Source organism: Streptomyces sp. NBC_00207, assembly GCF_045160965.1.
In the GTDB taxonomy this organism is placed as follows: domain Bacteria; phylum Actinomycetota; class Actinomycetes; order Streptomycetales; family Streptomycetaceae; genus Streptomyces.
The window spans coordinates 3,714,095-3,733,440 of the sequence record NZ_CP130715.1 but is presented as its reverse complement, the minus strand read 5'-3'; the positions used below and the strand labels follow the sequence as shown (position 1 = coordinate 3,733,440).

Here is a 19,346-nt window from a genome sequence, read left to right as displayed (position 1 = left end):
CCGGGCGGGTCGGCTGTGTGGGGGCGTGTTGGGCAAGTACGACCGGTTGCCGCCGTTGCCGCCGGTGTCGCTGCCCGCGCGCGGGGGCCGTGGGAGGGGTGGGGCCGGGCGCGCGCCGGGGCGTCTCCTCGGGCGCCGAACCTGGCGGGGGGTCGGAGGGCCGGGCCCCGTTGCGTTCGGCGCCCCGCGGGGAGCGCCCCGGCACACACCCTGCCCCGGCTGCGTTTACGCCGGCCAGTGGGACTGGAGGGTCTTCACGGCCTCGGTGATGGCGGGGCGGCGGGCGGCGCCGGTGCGCCACAGGGCGTACAGGCGCCGTACGGGGCCCGGTTCCAGGGGGACCGCGACCGCGCCCGGCGGCAGCTGTCCGGTGCCGAGGCGGGGTACGACGGCGACCCCGAGACCGGCGGCGACCAGGGCGACGATGGTGTGGTTCTCCTCGGCCACGTGCGCGATGTCGGGCTCGAAGCCGGCCGTGCGCAGGGTCCGTACCAGCCAGTCGTGGCAGACGCGGCCGGGCGGCTGGCAGACCCAGCGCTCGCCGCCGAGGTCGCTGCGCCGGATGGTCCGGCGCGTGGTGAAGGGGTGGCCGGCCGGGACGACCAGGTCGCAGAGGTCGTCGCCGATCACCGCCTGTTCGATGCCCTCGGGAGCGGGCAGCGGGGCGATGTCCCAGTCGTGGGCCACCGCCAGATCGGTGACGCCTCGTGCCACCAGGTCCACGGACAGGTGCGGGTCCACCTCCGTGAGGCGCACCTCGAGGGCGGGGTGGCGGCGGGCCAGATCGGCCAGCACGCCCGGCATCAGCCCGCGCGCCGCCGAGGCGAAGGCGGCCACCGTCAGCAGCCCGCTCGGCTGCCCGCGCCGCTCCTCCAGGGTGGTCTCGGCGCGTTCCACGATCGCCAGCAACTGCTGGGCGGTGTCGGCCAGATGGCGGGCCTCCTCGGTGAGCGCGACCCCGCGCCCGCGCCGCTCCAGCAGGGTGGTGCGGGTCTCCCGCTCCAGCTTGGAGATCTGCTGCGAGACCGCGGAGGGGGTGTATCCGAGGGCGGCTGCCGCGCCCGCGACCGAGCCGTGGACGGAGACGGCGTGCAGGGCGCGCAGCCGGGCGAGATCGAGCATGCTCTTATCGTAAGCAATGCTTCATCGAGTACGGAAGATACTCGCGCTGGTGCTACATGGTCAGGGCGGCGATGGTGGGGACATGCGTCCCGTACACACCGCTCTTGCCGTGCTCGTCGCCGCCGTCTGGGGGGTCAATTTCGTCGTCATCGAGATCGGGCTCGGTCATTTTCCGCCGCTGCTGCTGTCCGCCCTGCGGTTCCTGGTCGCCGCTCTGCCCGCCGTGTTCTTCGTCGGGCCGCCGAAGGTCGCCTGGAAGTGGATCGTCGGGGTCGGGCTGGCCCTCGGCATCGCGAAGTTCGGGCTGCTCTTCACCGGCATGGCGGCCGGGATGCCCGCCGGGCTGTCCTCGCTGGTGCTGCAGGTCCAGGCCGTCTTCACCGCCGTGCTGGCGGCGGTGGTCCTGCGCGAACGGCCCGGCCGCGTGCGGGTGTTCGGGATGGGCGTCGCGCTCGCCGGGATCGCGGTGGCCGCCGTGGACGGGGGTGCCGGCGGGCCGGTGCTCGGCTTCACGCTGGTCGTCGCGGCCGCCGCCTGCTGGGGCGTGTCCAACGTGCTGACCCGCAAGGCCTCGCCGCCCGACGCCCTGAACTTCATGGTGTGGGTGTGCACGGTGCCGGTACTGCCGCTGTTCGCGCTGTCGCTGGTGTTCGAGGGGCCCGAACGGGACCTGGCCGCCCTGCGGGGGCTGGACTGGTCCGGGGTGGGCGTCATCGGGTACGTGGCGTGGGTGTCCACCGTGTTCGGATTCGGGGCCTGGGGCTATCTGCTGCGCCGGTACCCGGCCTCGTCGGTGGCGCCGTTCTCGCTGCTGGTCCCGGTGTTCGGGATGTCCTCGGCGGCCCTGGTGCTGGGGGAGTCCGTCTCGGGGCTGCGCTGGCTGGCGGCCGTGCTCCTGGTCGGCGGGGTGGCGCTCACCTCGCTGGCCCCCGCGCGCGCTTCGAACCGTACGGGGGTCGGTTCGGGCGTCAGTGCGGGGAGCCCTCCTGCAGGGGCAGTCGCCAGTCCTGTCCCGTCAGGCTCACTCCGTACGAGCGGTGCGGCCGCTCCGTGATCAGGGTGAACCCGGCCTTCAGGTAGATCTCGCGGGCGTTGGTGAGCACGTCGTTGGTCCACAGCACCAGCTCGCGGTAGCCGACCGAGCGGGCGAAGGCGACGACGGTGTCGACCAGCAGGGTGCCGATGCCGCGGCCGCGGCCCTCCTGGTCGACCAGGAGCAGGCGGAGCCGGGCGGTGCCGGGTGCGCCGTCCTCGCGCACGCACATCACCGAGCCGACCGGACGGCCGTCCAGCTCCGCGATCCACACTCGTTCCAGGTAGGGGTCGTGGTCCTGGGCGAAGTCCGCGACGATCCGGGCGACCAGGCCCTCGAAGTCGCTGTTCCAGCCGTACTCGGCGGCGTACAGCGCGCCGTGGCGCTGCACGATCCACCCCAGCTCACCCGGTTCCGGGTCCCGCAGCCGCACACTCTCAGCCATGGGGCCAACTCTAGGCCGCCCGGACTGCCGCGGGCCCCCGAACGGGCACGTCCTCCTGGAACGAGGATTCGCTCATGCCGGAAACGCCACTTCTGCGGTGATTCGGCGGCACTTTGAGTAGGCGCAGGGTAACGGAAAAGCAAAACTGTGGTTCCGGATGCAACCCTGCGGGGGTATCGCGGGTCGTATGGTGCGTCGGCACTTCCGGGGAGGGATCTGGGGGGATCGGGAAGTCCGACACGGGAGGGGTAACCGTGAGGGGGTCCGGCCGCGAGGCGGGACCCCCTTCGCGCTGTCCACAGGTCTGACGCGCTGTCGGCGGCACCCGGTAGCTTCGGGTCATGGCGGCGAACGGTGCGGTGCAACTGGCGGTGGTCGAGGGGGTGCTCGAGCGCATCACCTATGCCAACGAGGAGAGCGGGTACACGGTCGCCCGCGTCGACACCGGCCGGGGCAGCGGTGACCTGCTCACCGTGGTCGGCTCGCTGCTGGGCGCGCAGCCCGGCGAATCGCTGCGCATGGAGGGCCGCTGGGGCTCCCACCCGCAGTACGGCAAGCAGTTCGCCGTGGAGAACTACAAAACCGTGCTCCCCGCGACCATCCAGGGCATCCGCCGCTACCTCGGCTCCGGCCTGATCAAGGGCATCGGCCCGAAGATCGCCGACCGGATCGTGGAGCACTTCGGCACCGACACCCTCGACGTCATCGAAGCCGAACCGAAGCGGCTGATCGAGGTGCCCGGGCTCGGTCCCAAGCGGACGAAGCTGATCGGCGCCGCCTGGGAGGAACAGAAGGCCATCAAGGAGGTCATGGTCTTCCTCCAGGGCGTCGGCGTCTCCACCTCCATCGCGATCCGCATCTACAAGAAGTACGGCGACGCCTCCATCTCGGTGGTGAAGAACCAGCCCTACCGGCTCGCCGCCGACGTCTGGGGCATCGGCTTCCTCACCGCCGACCGGATCGCCCAGGCCGTCGGCATCCCGCACGACAGCCCCGAGCGGGTGAAGGCCGGCCTGCAGTACGCCCTGTCCCAGTCCACCGACCAGGGGCACTGCTTCCTGCCCGAGGAGCGGCTCATCGCCGACGGGGTCAAGCTGCTCCAGGTGGACACCGGGCTGGTGATCGACTGCCTGGCCGAGCTCGCCGCCGATCCGGAGGGCGTCGTACGGGAGCCCGTACCCGATCCGCAGGGCGGGCCGGACCCGCTGACCGCCGTGTACCTGGTGCCCTTCCACCGCGCCGAGCTGTCGCTGGTGGGGCAGGTGCGCCGGCTCCTGAACGCCGAGGACGACCGGATGCCGGCGTTCCGGGACGTGGACTGGGAGAAGGCCCTTGGCTGGCTCGCCGGGCGGACGGGGGCCACGCTCGCCCCCGAGCAGCGGGACGCGGTCAAGCTGGCGCTGACCCGCCGGGTCGCCGTCCTCACCGGCGGGCCGGGCTGCGGAAAGTCGTTCACCGTGCGCTCGATCGTCGAGCTGGCCCGGGCCAAGAAGGCCAAGGTGGTGCTGGCCGCGCCCACCGGCCGGGCGGCGAAGCGGCTGTCCGAGCTGACCGGGGCCGAGGCCTCCACGGTGCACCGGCTGCTGGAGCTCAAGCCGGGCGGGGACGCGGCGTACGACCGGGACCGGCCGCTGGACGCGGACCTGGTCGTGGTCGACGAGGCCTCGATGCTGGACCTGCTGCTGGCCAACAAGCTGGTCAAGGCCGTGGCGCCGGGGGCGCACCTGCTGCTGGTCGGCGATGTGGACCAGCTGCCCTCGGTCGGGGCCGGGGAGGTGCTGCGGGACCTGCTGGCCGAGGGCGGTCCGGTGCCCGCGGTCCGGCTCACCCGGATCTTCCGGCAGGCTCAGCAGTCCGGCGTGGTCACCAACGCCCACCGGATCAACACCGGGGTGCCGCCGATCACGGACGGGCTGCCCGACTTCTTCCTCTTCCCGGAGGAGGACACCGAGGCGGCCGGGGTGCTCGCCGTGGACGTGGCGGCGCGCAGGATCCCGGCCAGATTCGGGCTCGACCCGCGGCGGGACGTCCAGGTGCTCGCGCCCATGCACCGGGGCCCGGCGGGCGCCGGAAACCTCAACGGGCTGCTGCAGCAGGTGATGACACCGGCCCGGCCCGACCTGCCGGAGAAGCGGTTCGGCGGCCGGGTCTTCCGGGTGGGCGACAAGGTGACCCAGGTCCGGAACAACTACGAGAAGGGGGCGAACGGCGTCTTCAACGGCACGGTCGGCGTGGTCACCGGGCTCGACCTGGACGAACAGCGCCTGACGGTGCGTACGGAGGAGGACGAGGAGATCGGGTACGAGTTCGCGGAACTCGACGAGCTGGCCCACGCGTACGCCGTCACCATCCACCGTTCCCAAGGGAGTGAATATCCCGCGGTGGTGATCCCGGTCACCACCGGAGCTTGGATGATGCTCCAGCGCAACTTGCTCTACACGGCGGTGACCAGAGCGAAGAAACTGGTCGTCCTCGTCGGGTCCCGCAAGGCGCTCGGGCAGGCGGTGCGTACCGTTTCCGCAGGCAGGAGGTACACGGCGGTCGCGCCCAGGCTGTCCGGCCGGATACCGGTGGGAAACATCACCTAAATGATCGATCATTTGGGGTTCCACCACCGGTGCGGAGGGGGCAGGATGAGCAGCTTGACGGCACTCAGTGCCGTCGAAAGCACCAAAGGCCGACCCCGAGTGCACTCTCCTGCGCCAAATGGGGGAAGGTAGAGGCAGTCAGGGCACCTCGAAGAAGAGGCACTACGTCGGTGAGGGATGACGTGAGCGACAACTCTGTAGTACTCCGGTACGCGGACGGTGAATACACCTACCCGGTGGTCGAGAGCACCGTCGGTGACCAGGGCTTCGACATCTCGAAGCTGCGGGCCCAGACCGGGCTCGTCACCTTGGACAGTGGCTACGGCAACACCGCGGCCTACAAGTCCGCGATCACCTACCTCGACGGTGAGCAGGGCATCCTGCGTTACCGCGGTTACCCGATCGAGCAGCTGGCCGAGCGTTCGACCTTCATCGAGGTCGCGTACCTGCTGATCAACGGTGAGCTGCCGACCGTCGACCAGCTCGCGTCGTTCCGCAACGAGATCACCCAGCACACGCTGCTGCACGAGGACGTGAAGCGCTTCTACGACGGCTTCCCGCGTGACGCGCACCCGATGGCGATGCTGTCCTCCGTGGTCAGCGCGCTGTCGACGTTCTACCAGGACAGCCACAACCCGTTCGACGAGAAGCAGCGCCACCTCTCGACGATCCGGCTGCTGGCCAAGCTCCCGACGATCGCGGCCTACGCGTACAAGAAGTCGGTCGGCCACCCGGTGGTCTACCCGCGCAACGACCTCGGCTACGTCGAGAACTTCCTGCGCATGACCTTCTCCGTGCCGGCCCAGGAGTACGACCTGGACCCGGTCGTGGTCTCGGCGCTCGACAAGCTGCTGATCCTGCACGCGGACCACGAGCAGAACTGCTCCACCTCCACCGTGCGTCTGGTCGGCTCCTCGCAGGCGAACATGTTCGCCTCGATCTCCGCCGGCATCTCGGCCCTGTGGGGCCCGCTGCACGGTGGCGCCAACCAGTCCGTTCTGGAGATGCTGGAAGGCATCAAGAACGACGGCGGCGACGTCGACGCCTTCATCCGCAAGGTGAAGAACAAGGAAGACGGCGTCCGCCTGATGGGCTTCGGGCACCGCGTCTACAAGAGCTTCGACCCCCGGGCGAAGATCATCAAGGCGGCGGCGCACGACGTCCTCTCGGCGCTCGGCAAGAGCGACGAGCTGCTGGACATCGCGCTCAAGCTGGAAGAGCACGCGCTGGCCGACGAGTACTTCGTCTCGCGCAACCTCTACCCGAACGTGGACTTCTACACCGGTCTGATCTACCGGGCCATGGGCTTCCCGACCGAGATGTTCACCGTGCTCTTCGCGATCGGCCGGCTCCCCGGCTGGATCGCCCAGTGGCACGAGATGATCAAGGAGCCGGGTTCCCGCATCGGCCGCCCGCGCCAGATCTACACGGGCGAGGTCCTGCGCGACTTCGTGCCCGTGGAATCCCGCTGAACCGAGGTTCGCTGACCGAGGCCCACTGACCCGAGGCTCTCCACCGCGCGGCGTGCGGCCGCGCGGGCAGCACCGCAGGTAACCCCCAGGCATGCGAAAAGCGCCCCGCCGTCGATCCCCCCACGGGTCGGCGGTCGGGGCGCTTTCCTTTTCCCCGAAACGGATTCCCCCCACGGGACCCGAGTCGGGGCGTCAGTGTGCCGGGACCCGTTCGGTTCGGGAGGGCCGCTCAAAGCCTCCCGCGGGCACGCGTCCCGGCCGGCTGATGCCACGGAAGTCCCCCAGGGCTTCCGTCGAACGTCCCCCAAGACGTTCTTTGCATCGCCCCATTAGACCCGTGACGACCCCGGATGGTTACGTTGCGGTCACTGTGATCTGCGTCTCCCGTGAAGGAACTGTGTACGTGGTGGGGAGGAGATCCACTAGCGGAAGGAGCGCAACCGGAGGCTGTTGGTCACCACGAAGACCGAGGAGAAGGCCATCGCGGCCCCCGCGATCATCGGGTTGAGCAGGCCGGCGGCGGCCAGCGGCAGGGCCGCCACGTTGTATCCGAAGGCCCAGAACAGGTTGCCCTTGATGGTGGCCAGGGTCCGGCGCGAGAGCCGGATCGCATCCGCCGCCACCCGCAGGTCGCCCCGTACCAGGGTCAGGTCCCCGGCCTCGATGGCCGCGTCGGTGCCGGTGCCCATGGCCAGCCCCAGGTCCGCCTGGGCCAGCGCGGCCGCGTCGTTGACCCCGTCGCCGACCATGGCGACCGTACGTCCCTGCGCCTGCAGGCGGCGTACGACGTCCACCTTGTCCTGCGGAAGCACCTCGGCGATCACCTCGTCGATGCCCACCTCGCGGGCCACCGTCTCGGCGACGGCCTTGTTGTCGCCGGTCAGCAGCACCGGGGTGAGGCCCAGCGCCCGCAGCCGGGCGACCGCCTCGGCACTCGTCTCCTTGACCGCGTCGGCCACGGTCAGCACCCCGCGCGCCGCCCCGTCCCAGGCCACCAGGACGGCGGTGCCGCCCTCGGCCTCGGCGGCCGCCCTGGCCGCGGCGAGCCCGGCCGGCAGGGTGATCGACCAGTCGGCGAGCAGCTGCTCGCGGCCCACCAGCACGGCGTGTCCGTCGACGACGCCCTGGACGCCGAGGCCGGCGAGGTTCTCGAAGCCCTCCGGGACCGGCAGGGCGCCGGCCCTCTCGGCCGCCGCGGTGGCGACGGCCCGGGCGATCGGGTGCTCCGAGGCGTGCTCCAGGGACCCGGCCAGGCGCAGGAGTTCGCGCTCGTCGACGCCCTCGGCGGGGTGGACGCCGGTGAGGGTCATCCGCCCCGTGGTGACGGTGCCGGTCTTGTCCAGGACCACGGTGTCCACGCGGCGGGTGGACTCCAGCACCTCGGGTCCCTTGATCAGGATGCCGAGCTGCGCGCCCCGCCCGGTGCCGACCATCAGCGCGGTCGGGGTGGCCAGGCCCAGGGCGCACGGGCAGGCGATGATCAGGACGGCCACGGCGGCGGTGAAGGCGGCGGTGGGGTCGTCGGTGATCAGCAGCCAGCTGACCCAGGTGCCGAGCGCGAGGAGCAGTACGACGGGCACGAAGACCCCGGAGATCCGGTCGGCGAGGCGCTGCACCTCGGCCTTGCCGGTCTGGGCCTCCTCGACCAGCCGGGCCATCCGGGCCAGTTGGGTGTCGGCGCCGACGCGGGTGGCCTCGACGACCAGCCGGCCGGAGGCGTTGACGGTGGCTCCGGTGACGGAGTCGCCGACGGACACCTCCACGGGGACGGACTCGCCGGTCAGCATGGAGGCGTCCACGGCGGAACTGCCCTCGACGACCGTGCCGTCGGTGGCGATCTTCTCGCCGGGGCGGACGACGAACCGGTCGCCGACCGCGAGCGAGCCCACCGGGACACGGACCTCCCGGCCCGCGCGCAGGACGGTGACGTCCTTGGCGCCGAGCTCCAGCAGGGCCTTGAGGGCCGCGCCGGCCTTCCGCTTGGAGCGGGCCTCCAGGTAGCGGCCGAGCAGGATGAAGGTGACGACGCCCGCCGCGACTTCCAGGTAGATGGCGGAGGACCCGTCCGTCCGCGCGACGCTGCCCCCTTGCACTGTGAAGAGGTCGAAGCCGTGCCGCATGCCGGGCATGCCCGCGTGGCCGAAGAACAGCGCCCACAGCGACCAGGTGAAGGCGGCCAGCGTGCCGACGGAGACCAGGGTGTCCATGGTGGCGGCGCCGTGCCGGGCGTTGGTCCAGGCGGCCTTGTGGAAGGGGAGGCCGCCCCAGACGACGACGGGGGCGGCGAGGGTCAGGGAGAGCCACTGCCAGTTGTCGAACTGGAGGGCGGGAACCATCGCGAGCAGGACGACGGGCAGGGCGAGCGCGGCGGAGACGAGCAGCCGCTGGCGCAGCGCGGCCAGCGCCGCGTCGGGGGCCTCGGCCCGCGTCCCGGCCGGGGCGGCCGCGTCCTCGGTGGGGGCCGGGGCGGGCGGCGGGGGCTCCTCGGCGGTGTAGCCGGTCTTGACGACGGTCGCGATGAGGTCCGAGACCTGCACGGCACCGGTGTAGGAGACGTGGGCCTTCTCGGTGGCGTAGTTCACCGTGGCCTCGACGCCGTCCATCCGGTTGAGCTTCTTCTCGATGCGGGCCGCGCAGGAGGCGCAGGTCATCCCGCCGATCGAGAGTTCGACCGCCGTTATCGGTCCGTCGTGCACTGTGCTGCTCATGTTCCGGCTCCAGGGGGATGGCCGGGCCGTACGGGTCCAGTATGAGCTGGCCGGCACGGCCCGGCGGGGTACCGCGGGTGCTGGGGTGGTGCGGGCCGCCGCGGGTGCTGCCGAGGGAGCGGGTGCGCTCAGACCCGGCCGGCGAACTCGTAGCCCGCCTCGTCCACGGCGGCGCGGACGTCCTCGTCCGCGAGCGGGGCGGCGGAGACCACGGTGACCTCGCCGGTCGCGGCGACGGCCTTGACCGTGCTGACGCCCGCCAGGGCGGAGATCTCGTTGGTCACCGCGCCCTCGCAGTGGCCGCAGGTCATGCCGGTCACCCGGTAGACGGTGGTGGTCTGGGTGTCCGTCTCGGCGGTCATGTCGTTCTCCTCTTCAGGGGCGTGTCCGGTCACCGGGAGGGGTGGCCGACGACTCCACCGTCCTCCCGACTCTTCGAGACTATACCCCTGGGGGGTATGAAAGCGAGCCTCGGGGTCCAGTCTTTCGTTCAGACGCACAAAACTGGCCACTCTGGCTGAAAACTGCGCGAACGGCGGATGCGGATCACCCGGGAAGCCTCGCGGTCGGTCCGGACCGGCGTGCTCTCGCCCGGACCGGCGTGCTCTCGCCCGGGCGGGCGCGTTCTCGCCCGTGCTGCGGGACGCCGGCGGCCTGTGCGGCGGTTCAGCCGGGGTGGGGCGTGGTGATCATCGGGTCGAGGTAGCGCAGCAGGACGGTCTTCAGCTCCGCGATGTACGCCTCCCGCTCGGCGCCCTCGTGGGCGAGGATCAGGTCCAGCGAGGACTTGAAGATGCCCAGGATCATGTTCGAGGTGTGGGTGAGCTCGGCGGGTCCGGACTCCGGGCAGAAGGTGTGCAGCACGCCCTCGATCCGGGTGAGCAGGCTGGTGTGCAGCTTCCAGTGCTCCTGGTCGATGGCGCCCGGGATGCCGGAGCCGTGCATGAGCGCCCAGAAGGCCGGGTTCTCGCAGTTGAAGGCGATGACCGGGTCCAGGACGGCGTCCAGCAGCTCGGGCAGGGGCCGCTGGAGGTTCTCGGGCAGGAAGGCCTGTCCGTGCATCTCGTGGGCCTGCTGGAGCAGCTGCCCGCCGAGCTCGACCGCGATGGCCTCCTTGTTCGGGAAGAACTGGTAGAGGGTGCCCGGCGAGACGCCGGCCTCGCGGGCGATGGCGTTGGTGCTGGCCGCGGCGTAGCCGGTGCGGCAGAACACCCCGGCGGCGGCGGCCAGGAGCTGGGAGACCCGGCGCTCGCCGCGTGCCTGACGGCGGCGCGGTGCAGCAGTTTCACCGTTTTCGGTTGTTTTGCCCTTCGGTGTCCCCGGCATTCCAATCCCTTGCTTCCCGTGGGCGATTGACAAACGCGAGAGGTCGCTCGCATTCTGGAGAAACGCGAGCGACTGCTCGTGTTTGCCAGTCTATTTGGCCTGGCAATCACGGTGAAGGGGACACCGAGCCATGTCCGAAGTCAAGAATCCGCCGTCGCCAGGGGAGAGCGGCAGGTGGACCCGGTTCGTCACGGCCCGGCCGCGGCTCTCGCTGCTGCTCGCCCTGCTGGTCACGGCCCTGGCCGTGTTCGCGGGCGGCGGCGCCGCCGAACGGATGGGCAGCGGCGGCTGGGAGGACCCGGGTGCCCAGTCCACCTACGCCGCCAAGGCCCTGGAGCGCGAGTTCCCGGCCTCCCAGCCCAATCTGCTGCTGCTCGTCGATGCCGGCCCGGAAACCGCCGGCGTGGACGATCCCGCCGTCGCGGCCGAGGCGGAGCGGCTGACGGCGCAGCTCGCCGCCGAGAAGGGAGTCGTCGGCGTCGGCTCGTACTGGCGCACGCAGCTGCCCGCCCTGCGCTCCGAGGACGGCCGGCAGGCCCTCATAGCCGCCAGGATCCTGGGCGACGAGAAGACCACCACCGCGGTGCTGGACCGGATCGTCCCGCACTACCGGGGTGAGCACGGCCCGGTGCGGATCTCCTTCGGCGGGCCGGCCGCAGTCCAGCGCGAGGTGACCGCCACCATCCAGGAAGACCTGCTGCGCGCCGAGATGATCGCCCTGCCGGTCACCCTCGTCCTGCTCATCCTCGTCTTCGGCAGCGCCGTCGCCGCCCTGCTGCCCCTCGGCGTCGGCATCGTGGCCATCCTCGGCACCAACGCGGTGCTGCGCGGCCTCACCGAGTTCACCGACGTCTCCGTCTTCGCCCAGAACCTCACCACCGCGCTCGGACTCGGGCTCGCCATCGACTACGCCCTGTTCATCGTCCGCCGGTTCCGCGAGGAACTCGCCGCCGGACGGGACCCGGTGGCCGCCGTCGGGGCCACCCTGCGCACCGCCGGCCGCACGGTGCTGTTCTCGGCGCTGACCGTCGCCGTCTCGCTCTCGGCGATGCTGTTCTTCCCGATGTACTTCCTGCGTTCCTTCGCCTACGCCGGGGTGGCGGTGGTCCTGCTCGCCGCGGGGGCCGCGCTGATCCTGCTTCCGGCGGCCCTGGTGCTGCTCGGCGAGCGGGTCAACTCCCTGGACCTGCGGCGCCTGTGGCGGCGCGGGCGGCCGGCCGGGGCCTCGGCCGAACCGGGGCGGGGCTGGGCGCGAGTGGCTCTTCTGGTGATGCGCCGGGCGCCCGTCTTCGCCGTGGCCACGACGGCGGGACTGCTGCTCCTCGGACTGCCCTTCCTCGGCGTGAAGTTCGGCACCGTGGACGACCGGCAGCTGCCGAAGACCGCGGAGTCGCATGTGGTCCAGCAGCAGATACGGGACGCCTTCCCGGGCAGCCCCGGCGGAACGCTCACCGTCCTCGCCGAGGACGCGGCCGGCCCCGCCGAGCTCGCCGCCTACCGGGAACGCCTGGCCCACCTGCCCGGGGTGGTCCGGGTCGACGGGCCGGTGAGCTCCGCGGACCCGTCGCGGTACGCCTACTTCTCGGTCACCACCGAGGGCGAGGCGGTGGGGCAGCAGGCGCAGGACCTGGTCGGCGAGGTGCGCACGGTGGAGGCGGACTTCCGGACCTCCGTGACCGGAGAGGCGGCGGTGCTCGTCGACGCACAGAAGGCGATCGGCGAGAAGCTGCCCGTGTCGCTGGCCGTGGTGGTGCTCGCCACGCTGCTGCTGGTGTTCCTGCTCACCGGAAGCCTGCTCATACCGCTCCAGGCGGTCCTGCTCAACGCCCTGAGCCTGACGGCTATGTTCGGGGCGGTGGTGTGGGTCTTCCAGGAGGGCAACCTATCCGGACTGCTCTCCTTCACCTCCACCGGCGACATCGAGACCAACCTGCCGGTCCTGATGTTCTGCATCGCCTTCGGACTCTCCATGGACTACGGGGTGTTCCTCATATCCCGGATAAAGGAGGAGTACGACCGGACCGGGGACCACGAGGGAGCCGTGCGCACCGGACTGGCCCGCACCGGCGGGCTGATCACCGCGGCGGCCGTGATCCTGGCCGTGGTGATGGTGGCGATCGGCACCTCGCGGGTGACCAACACCAAGATGCTGGGACTCGGGATCGCGCTGGCGGTCCTGATGGACGCCATGGTCGTGCGCAGCCTCCTCGTCCCGGCGGTCATGAAGCTGACCGGGAAGGCCACCTGGTGGGCGCCGGGCCCGCTGCGCAGACTGCACGAGAGGTTCGGACTGAGCGAGGGGGAGTCCCTGCCGCCGGTGGCAGAGCGGAAGCCGGAGCCGGAGCCGGAGACGAGGCCGGATCCGGAGCCCGAGAAGGTGCCCGCCGGGACGGCCTAGCCGGGAGCCGTCGGAGCCGTCGAAGCCGGTCGGGGACGACCGGGGTGCGGGGCAGGGCCCGGGTGGCCCCGCCCGGCAAGCGGGGACGTGTCAGTCCTCGCGGCGGCCCCGGTTGCCGGGACGGCGGGCCACCCAGGCCCGGACCGTGTCGGCGTACCAGTACGGCTTGCCGGCCTCCACGTGGTCGGGCGGGGGGAGCAGGCCGTGCTTGCGGTAGGAGCGCACGGTGTCCGGCTGGACCCGGATGTGGGCAGCGATTTCCTTGTACGACCACAGCGGTCGGTCGCTCATGCGGGACACCTCCTGGTCCACGCGGCAGGGTCGGCCGGGAGGCCGTCGGGGGAGCCGACGCATGGACGCTGACGATCACTCGGGTTGTGCCCGGGGAACGACGCGGAGTGACGGAAGGGGAGGGGCTGTCGAACGCCTGTGACGGAAAACCCGCGTTATGCGGATATGCGTGACACGAAGGAGACCCCTGTGACAGATGCGGCACAGGGGTCGGTTGCGGGGCAGGGAGGGATCAGGGATCAGCGGTACAGGGCCGGCCGCTCCGCCAGCTCCACGAGGGTGCGTACGCCGCTGCGCGCGGCCGCGAGGCCCGCCTGCGAGACGGCGGCCGCCGCATAGCCGTCCCACGCGTCCGGACCCGCCACCCGGCCCCGCGCGGCCGCCGCCACCCAGCGCCGCAACTGCCGGTCGTAGGCGTCGGCGAAGCGCACCGTGAAGTCCTGGACGATCTCGCCGCCCCACCGGCCCGCCGACTGGACCACCATCGCGTGGCCGTCGCCGATCCGGGCGCTGCCCGCCTCGCCGACCGCCTCGCACTGCACCTGGTAGCCGAAGCCGCAGTTGACGAAGATCTCCACGTCGACGACGGCCCCGCCGGAGGTCTCCAGCAGCACCAGCCGCGGATCCTGCAGCCCCTCGGGGGCGGCCGCCGTGGGCCGGGGGGAGAGCACGCTCACCGCGGTGATCTCCTGCCCCAGCAGCCAGCGCGCCGCGTCCACCTCGTGCACCACCGAATCGCTGATCAGCATGTCGCTGGTGAAGAAGGACGGCGAGGAGGCGTTGCGGTGCCGGCAGTGCAGGAAGAGGGGGCGTCCGATCCCGCCCGCGTCCAGCAGCTCCTTCAGCCGCTCGTACTCCGTGTCGAACCGCCGCATGAAGCCCACCTGCACCAGGCGCCGGCCCAGCCGCCGTTCGGCCTCCATGACGCGCAGCGCCCCCGCCGGGTCCGGGGTCAGCGGCTTCTCGCAGAGCACCGGCAGCTCCCGCTCCAGGGCATGCAGGATCGCTTCCTCATGGGCGGGCCCCGGCGAGGCGATCAGTACGGCCTCAACGCCCGGCGCCGCTATCGCGGCCGCCGGATCGGTGTGCGCACTCGCGCCGTCCAGGGCGCCCGCGACCTCCTTGACCCGGTCCCCGTCCGGGTCGGCCACGGCCACCACCCGGGCCCCGCCCACGGTCCGCCCGATCCGGCGCACGTGGTCGGCGCCCATCTTCCCGGTGCCGATGACGGCGATGCCGAGCGTGCTGGTCATGTCGTGTTCCCTCCGGGTGGTCAGCGGGCGCCGCAGGAGCGCAGGTACGAGCGGGTGCGCCGGGCGATCGGCAGCGGCCGGTCGGGCGGGCAGGGGTACATGTCCTGCTCCACGATCGCGAACAGGTCCACGCCCAGCCGCTGGGCCGCCGCCAGTACGGGTTCCAGCGCGGGCACCCCCGACGGCGGTTCGCACATCACCCCGCGGCCCACGGCCGGCCCGAAGGGCAGTTCCTCCGCGAGGACTTCGGCGAGGATCCGCGGGTCCACCTGCTTGAGGTGGAGGTAGCCGATCCGCTCGGCGAAGGTCTCGATCGCCCGGACGCTGTCGCCGCCGCAGTACGCGTAGTGCCCGGTGTCCAGACAGAGCGAGACGAGGCCGGGATCGGTCGCGTCCAGGAAGCGGGCCACGTTCTCCGGGGTGTCGATGTGGGTGTCGGCGTGCGGGTGGACGACGATCCGCAGCCCGTACCGGTCCTGGACCTCCCGGCCCAGCCGCTCGGTCTGGGAGGTCAGTTCGCGCCATTGGGCCGGGGTGAGGACGCGGTCCTCGAGCACCTCCCCGGTCTTGTCGTCCCGCCAGAAGGAGGGGATGACGACGAGATGGGCCGCGCCCATGGCCTGGGTGAGCGCCGCGATCCGCGACACGTGCTCCCAGGTGTCCTCCCACACGGCGGGCCCGTGATGGAGTCCGGTGAAGACGGTTCCGGCCGAGACCCGCAGCCCGCGCTTGGCCGTTTCCTCGGCGAGTCGGGCGGGATCGGTGGGCAGATAGCCGTAGGGGCCGAGCTCGATCCACTCGTACCCCGCGTCGGCGACCTCGTCGAGGAAACGCTCCCAAGGGGTCTGCCGGGGGTCGTCGGGAAACCAGACACCCCAGGAGTCCGGAGCCGAACCGATGCGGATACGGGTCAACGCGGGCGGGGAGGACGTCATAGCGGCCACCTTAGGCGGGAGACGAGGGAGACGAGTGGGAGGACTGACTGTGACCGGCACCGGCGATCCGTTCGCGTTCGACCTGATCACGATGGGCCGGATCGGGGTGGATCTCTACCCGTTGACGACCGGCGTACCACTGGCCGAGGCGGAGACCTTCGGGAAGTTCCTGGGCGGCTCCCCGGCCAACGTGGCCGTCGCGGCCGCCCGGCTGGGACGGCGGGTGGCGGTGATCACCCGTACCGGCGCGGACCCCTTCGGCGGGTACCTGCGCTCCGAGCTGCGCGGGTTCGGGGTGGACGACCGGTGGGCGACCGAGGTCGCGGGCCTGCCCACGCCGATCACCTTCTGCGAGATCTTCCCGCCGGACCGGTTCCCGCTGTACTTCTACCGGCTGCCGAAGGCCCCGGACCTGGAGATCGCCCCGGAGGAAGTGGACCTGGAGGCGGTACGAGCGGCCCGCGTGTTCTGGATGACGGGCACGGGCCTGAGCGAGGAGCCCTCGCGCGCGGCGACGCTGGCGGCGCTGGAGGCCAGGGCCCGCACGGGGACCACGGTGTTCGACCTGGACTGGCGGCCGATGCTGTGGCGCGAGAAGCCCGGGCCGTACTACGAGCGGGCGCTGGCGTGGGCGACGGTGGCCGTCGGGAACACCGAGGAGTGCGAGATCGCCACGGGCGAGTCCGATCCGTACGCGGCGGCGCGGGCGCTGCTCGCCGCCGGGGTGGAACTGGCGGTGGTCAAACGGGGCCCGGAGGGCGTGCTGGCGGCCCACCGCGACGGGACGGTGGCGGAGGTCCCCCCGGTTCCCGTACAGGTGGTGAACGGGCTCGGGGCGGGAGACGCGTTCGGGGGCGCGCTGTGCCACGGGTTGCTGGCGGGGTGGCCGGTGGAGCGGGTGATGCGGTACGCGAACGCGGCCGGGGCGATCGTGGCCTCGCGGCTGGCGTGCTCGACCGCGATGCCGTTCCCCCACGAGGTGGAGGAGGTGGTGGGGCGTGCCGGTGGTGTCTGAGTGGGGGATGTCCTGGACGAGGCTGGTCGTCCTCGATCTGGCGCCGGGGGAGGTGTACGCGCACGAGTGCGGGGAGTCGGAGTGGATTGTGCTCCCCCTCGAGGGCGGCTGCGAGGTCCGCTCCTGGGGCCCCGCCCCGGACCCCGCGCCCCGATCGTCGGCGAGGCTCAACGAACGGGGCTCCGCCCCCAGCAGCGGACCGCAGGTTTTCGAACTCCGGGGGAGGGGCGGGGTGTTCGCCGGGCAGACCGACTTCGCCTATGTGCCCCGGGACGCCCACGTGGAGGTGACCTCGGCAGCGGGCGGGCGGTTTGCGCTCGCGGGGGCGCGGTGCAACAACCGGCTGCCCGCGCGGTACGGCCCGGCCGGGGGAGTGCCCGTGGAGCTGCGCGGCGCGGGACAGTGCTCGCGGCAGGTCAACAACTTCGCCGCCGCCGGGGCGTTCCCCGCCGATCGGCTGATCGCCGTCGAGGTGCTGACCCCCGGCGGGAACTGGTCCTCGTACCCGCCCCACAAGCACGACGAGCACCACCCCGGCGAGGAGTCCCGCCTGGAGGAGATCTACTACTTCGAGATCGCCCCGCACGGGGACACCCCCGGGCTCGGCTACCAGCGGGTCTCGCCCTCCCCCGCCGGGAAGACCGACATCCTCACCGAGGTGCGGACCGGGGACGCCGTGCTGATCCCCGACGGCTGGCACGGGCCGTCCATCGCCGCCCCCGGGCACGACATGTACTACCTGAACGTGATGGCCGGGCCGGGCGAGACCCGGGAGTGGCTGATCCGGGACCACCCCGACCACGGCTGGATCCGCGGCAGCTGGGACGGCCAGGACATCGACCCCCGGCTCCCCTTCCCCTCCGAGGAGGCACCCCGGTGAGGCTCACCGTCACCCAGGCGCTCGTACGGTTCCTGGCCCGCCAGTACACCGAGCGCGACGGCCGCAGGCAGCGCCTGATCGCCGCCACCTGGGGCATCTTCGGGCACGGGAACGTCGCCGGCATCGGGCAGGCCCTGCTGGAGGCCGGGCCGGACGCCATGCCCTTCCTCCAGGGGCGCAACGAGCAGGCGATGGTGCACGCCGCCGTCGGGTACGCCCGCCAGCGCGGCCGGCTCTCGGCGCACGCCGTCACCACCTCCATCGGGCCCGGCGCCACCAACCTCGTCACCGGCGCCGCCCTCGCCACGATCAACCGGATCCCGGTGCTCCTGCTCCCCGGGGACACCTTCGCGACCCGGCCCGCCGATCCGGTGCTCCAGCAGCTGGAGGTCCCGTACGCGGGGGACCTCTCCGTCAACGACGCGCTGCGGCCCGTCTCCCGCCACTTCGACCGCATCACCCGCCCCGAGGCCCTGATCCCGGCCGCCCTGCAGGCCGTGCGAGTGCTCACCGACCCCGTGCAGACCGGCGCGGTCACCCTGGCGCTGCCGCAGGACGTGCAGGCGGAGGCCTACGACTGGCCCGAGGAGTTCTTCGCCGAGCGCGTGTGGGGCGTGCGGCGGCCCCGGCCCGACCGCGCCGAGCTCGCCGCGGCCGCCGCGGCCGTACGGGGCTCCGCGCGCCCCCTGATCGTCGCCGGCGGCGGGGTCCGGCACAGCGGGGCCCAGGCGGCCCTGGCCGCCTTCGCCGGTGCGACCGGGATCCCGGTCGCGGTCACGCAGGCGGGCAAGGGCGTGCTCCCCTACGACCACCCCGCCGAGGTGGGCGGGATCGGCCACACCGGGACGGCCACCGCCGACGAGCTGGCCCGGGAGGCCGATCTGGTGATCGCCGCCGGGACCCGGCTGACCGATTTCACCACCGCTTCCGCGACCCTGTTCCAGAATCCGGCCGTCCGGTTCATCGGCCTCAACCTGGACCCGTACGACGCCCACAAACTCGCCGCCCGGCCGCTGGTCGCCGACGCGCGCGAGGGGCTCGACGAGCTCCTGGAGGCGGTCGCCGGGTACCGGGTGGATCCCGCCTACGAGACGGCGTACGCGGAGCGCAAGGGCGCGTGGGAGCGGCGCGTCGACCACGCGTACGCCGTGTCCGCCCCCGACGAGGACCTTCCGCCCACCCAGGCCCAGGTCCTCGGGCTGCTCGACCGGCTCGTCGACGGGAGCGACATCCTGGTCAACGCGGCCGGATCGCTCCCGGGCGACCTGCACAAGCTGTGGCGGGCCCGGTCGGCGGACCAGTACCACCTGGAGTACGGGTACTCCTGCATGGGCTACGAGATTCCGGCCGCGATCGGGGTGGCGATGGCCGCGCCCGGCCGGCCGGTGTGGGCGCTGGTCGGCGACGGGACGTACCTGATGAATCCGACCGAGATCGTCACGGCCGTCCAGGAGGGCGTCCCGATCAAGGTGGTGATCCTCGACAACCACGGCTACGCCTCCATCGGCGGCCTGTCGGGGGCGGTGGGCGGCGAGGGCTTCGGCACCGGATACCGCTTCCGGGCGGCCGACGCCTCGTACACGGGGGACCCCCTTCCGGTGGACCTCGCGGCCAACGCGGCCTCCCTCGGGATGGCCGTGATCCGCGCCCGCACCGTGCGTGACCTGCGCGAAGCCCTCGCCGAGGCCCGATCGGCGACGCGTCCCACATGTGTCTACACACAGACCCGAACGCCCGACACTGTGTCGGGCCCACCCCCGGCGCAGGCGTGGTGGGATGTTCCTGTGGCCGAGACCGCGACCCGCAAGGCGGCGGCCCAGGCCCGTGAAGAGTACGACCGGCAAGCCGCGCAGCGACGTCGCCATCTGTGAAGGAGCAAG

At 72.1% G+C, this 19,346-nt stretch carries 14 protein-coding genes and 1 pseudogene; 7 read left to right on the top strand and 8 right to left on the bottom strand.

Features of this window, described 5'->3' with window-relative positions; genetic code table 11:
• Positions 1-225 precede the first annotated feature (225 nt).
• On the bottom strand, positions 226-1,122 hold the full coding sequence (locus OG472_RS17830; RefSeq protein WP_319724113.1) for a LysR family transcriptional regulator: 897 nt from the start codon (positions 1,120-1,122) through the stop codon (positions 226-228).
• Between the two features lie 82 nt (positions 1,123-1,204).
• Here OG472_RS17830 and OG472_RS17825 point away from each other — a divergent pair, with 82 nt between their 5' ends.
• Positions 1,205-2,176: an EamA family transporter gene (locus OG472_RS17825; protein ID WP_401602142.1), complete on the top strand. Its 972-nt coding sequence runs from the start codon at positions 1,205-1,207 to the stop codon at positions 2,174-2,176.
• Here OG472_RS17825 and OG472_RS17820 read toward each other — a convergent pair.
• A pseudogene (locus OG472_RS17820) lies at positions 2,091-2,621 on the bottom strand (GNAT family N-acetyltransferase); the annotation flags it as partial. The gene OG472_RS17825 and the pseudogene OG472_RS17820 sit on opposite strands and share 86 nt — an antisense overlap.
• Positions 2,622-2,941: 320 nt before the next feature.
• Between OG472_RS17820 and OG472_RS17815 the strand changes: the two are divergent.
• Together OG472_RS17815 and OG472_RS17810 are read left to right on the top strand one after the other, a co-directional pair.
• Positions 2,942-5,188: an ATP-dependent RecD-like DNA helicase gene (locus tag OG472_RS17815; protein WP_405941721.1), complete on the top strand. Its 2,247-nt coding sequence runs from the start codon at positions 2,942-2,944 to the stop codon at positions 5,186-5,188.
• Positions 5,189-5,370: 182 nt separating this feature from the next.
• Positions 5,371-6,660, top strand: a complete 1,290-nt coding sequence (locus OG472_RS17810; protein ID WP_267718657.1) for a citrate synthase — start codon at positions 5,371-5,373, stop codon at positions 6,658-6,660.
• A gap of 422 nt (positions 6,661-7,082) precedes the next feature.
• On the opposite strand, the gene OG472_RS17805 is transcribed toward OG472_RS17810, so the two are convergent.
• The 3 genes from OG472_RS17805 to OG472_RS17795 form a co-directional block, all read right to left on the bottom strand.
• Entirely contained in the window at positions 7,083-9,368 is a 2,286-nt protein-coding gene (locus OG472_RS17805) for a heavy metal translocating P-type ATPase (RefSeq protein ID WP_405941720.1), read from the bottom strand.
• Between the two features lie 128 nt (positions 9,369-9,496).
• Positions 9,497-9,730 (bottom strand): cation transporter, encoded by a 234-nt coding sequence (locus OG472_RS17800; protein ID WP_319724103.1) that lies wholly within the window; start codon positions 9,728-9,730, stop codon positions 9,497-9,499.
• Between the two features lie 304 nt (positions 9,731-10,034).
• Complete coding sequence (locus OG472_RS17795) at positions 10,035-10,694, bottom strand: TetR/AcrR family transcriptional regulator (protein ID WP_401602134.1); 660 nt, start codon at positions 10,692-10,694, stop codon at positions 10,035-10,037.
• Between the two features lie 130 nt (positions 10,695-10,824).
• On the opposite strand from OG472_RS17795, the gene OG472_RS17790 reads away from it, so the two are divergent.
• Positions 10,825-13,092, top strand: a complete 2,268-nt coding sequence (locus OG472_RS17790; protein WP_401602132.1) for an MMPL family transporter — start codon at positions 10,825-10,827, stop codon at positions 13,090-13,092.
• Between the two features lie 90 nt (positions 13,093-13,182).
• On the opposite strand, the gene OG472_RS17785 is transcribed toward OG472_RS17790, so the two are convergent.
• The 3 genes from OG472_RS17785 to OG472_RS17775 all read right to left on the bottom strand — a co-directional run bounded on the left by OG472_RS17785 (position 13,183) and on the right by OG472_RS17775 (position 15,571).
• Positions 13,183-13,383 carry a helix-turn-helix transcriptional regulator gene (locus OG472_RS17785; RefSeq protein ID WP_383567462.1) on the bottom strand — a complete coding sequence of 67 codons (201 nt, stop codon included), beginning with the start codon at positions 13,381-13,383 and terminating at the stop codon, positions 13,183-13,185.
• A 239-nt stretch (positions 13,384-13,622) separates the two neighbouring features.
• A complete protein-coding gene (locus OG472_RS17780; protein ID WP_383567459.1) occupies positions 13,623-14,636 on the bottom strand; it encodes a Gfo/Idh/MocA family protein in 1,014 nt (337 codons plus the stop codon).
• Between the two features lie 20 nt (positions 14,637-14,656).
• The gene (locus OG472_RS17775) at positions 14,657-15,571 is read right to left on the bottom strand and encodes a sugar phosphate isomerase/epimerase family protein (protein ID WP_401602130.1); all 915 of its coding nucleotides are present in this window, start codon (positions 15,569-15,571) and stop codon (positions 14,657-14,659) included.
• 34 nt (positions 15,572-15,605) lie between these two features.
• Between OG472_RS17775 and iolC the strand changes: the two genes are divergently transcribed.
• The 3 genes from iolC to iolD are packed head-to-tail and all read left to right on the top strand — an operon-like array spanning position 15,606 to position 19,337.
• On the top strand, positions 15,606-16,586 hold the full coding sequence (gene iolC / locus OG472_RS17770) for a 5-dehydro-2-deoxygluconokinase (protein ID WP_401602128.1): 981 nt from the start codon (positions 15,606-15,608) through the stop codon (positions 16,584-16,586).
• Between the two features lie 7 nt (positions 16,587-16,593).
• Entirely contained in the window at positions 16,594-17,466 is an 873-nt protein-coding gene (gene iolB, locus OG472_RS17765) for a 5-deoxy-glucuronate isomerase (protein WP_405943190.1), read from the top strand.
• Positions 17,463-19,337 (top strand): 3D-(3,5/4)-trihydroxycyclohexane-1,2-dione acylhydrolase (decyclizing), encoded by a 1,875-nt coding sequence (gene iolD, locus OG472_RS17760; RefSeq protein ID WP_405941719.1) that lies wholly within the window; start codon positions 17,463-17,465, stop codon positions 19,335-19,337. Before iolB ends, iolD begins: the two co-directional genes overlap by 4 nt.
• The last annotated feature ends 9 nt before the right edge of the window (positions 19,338-19,346 follow it).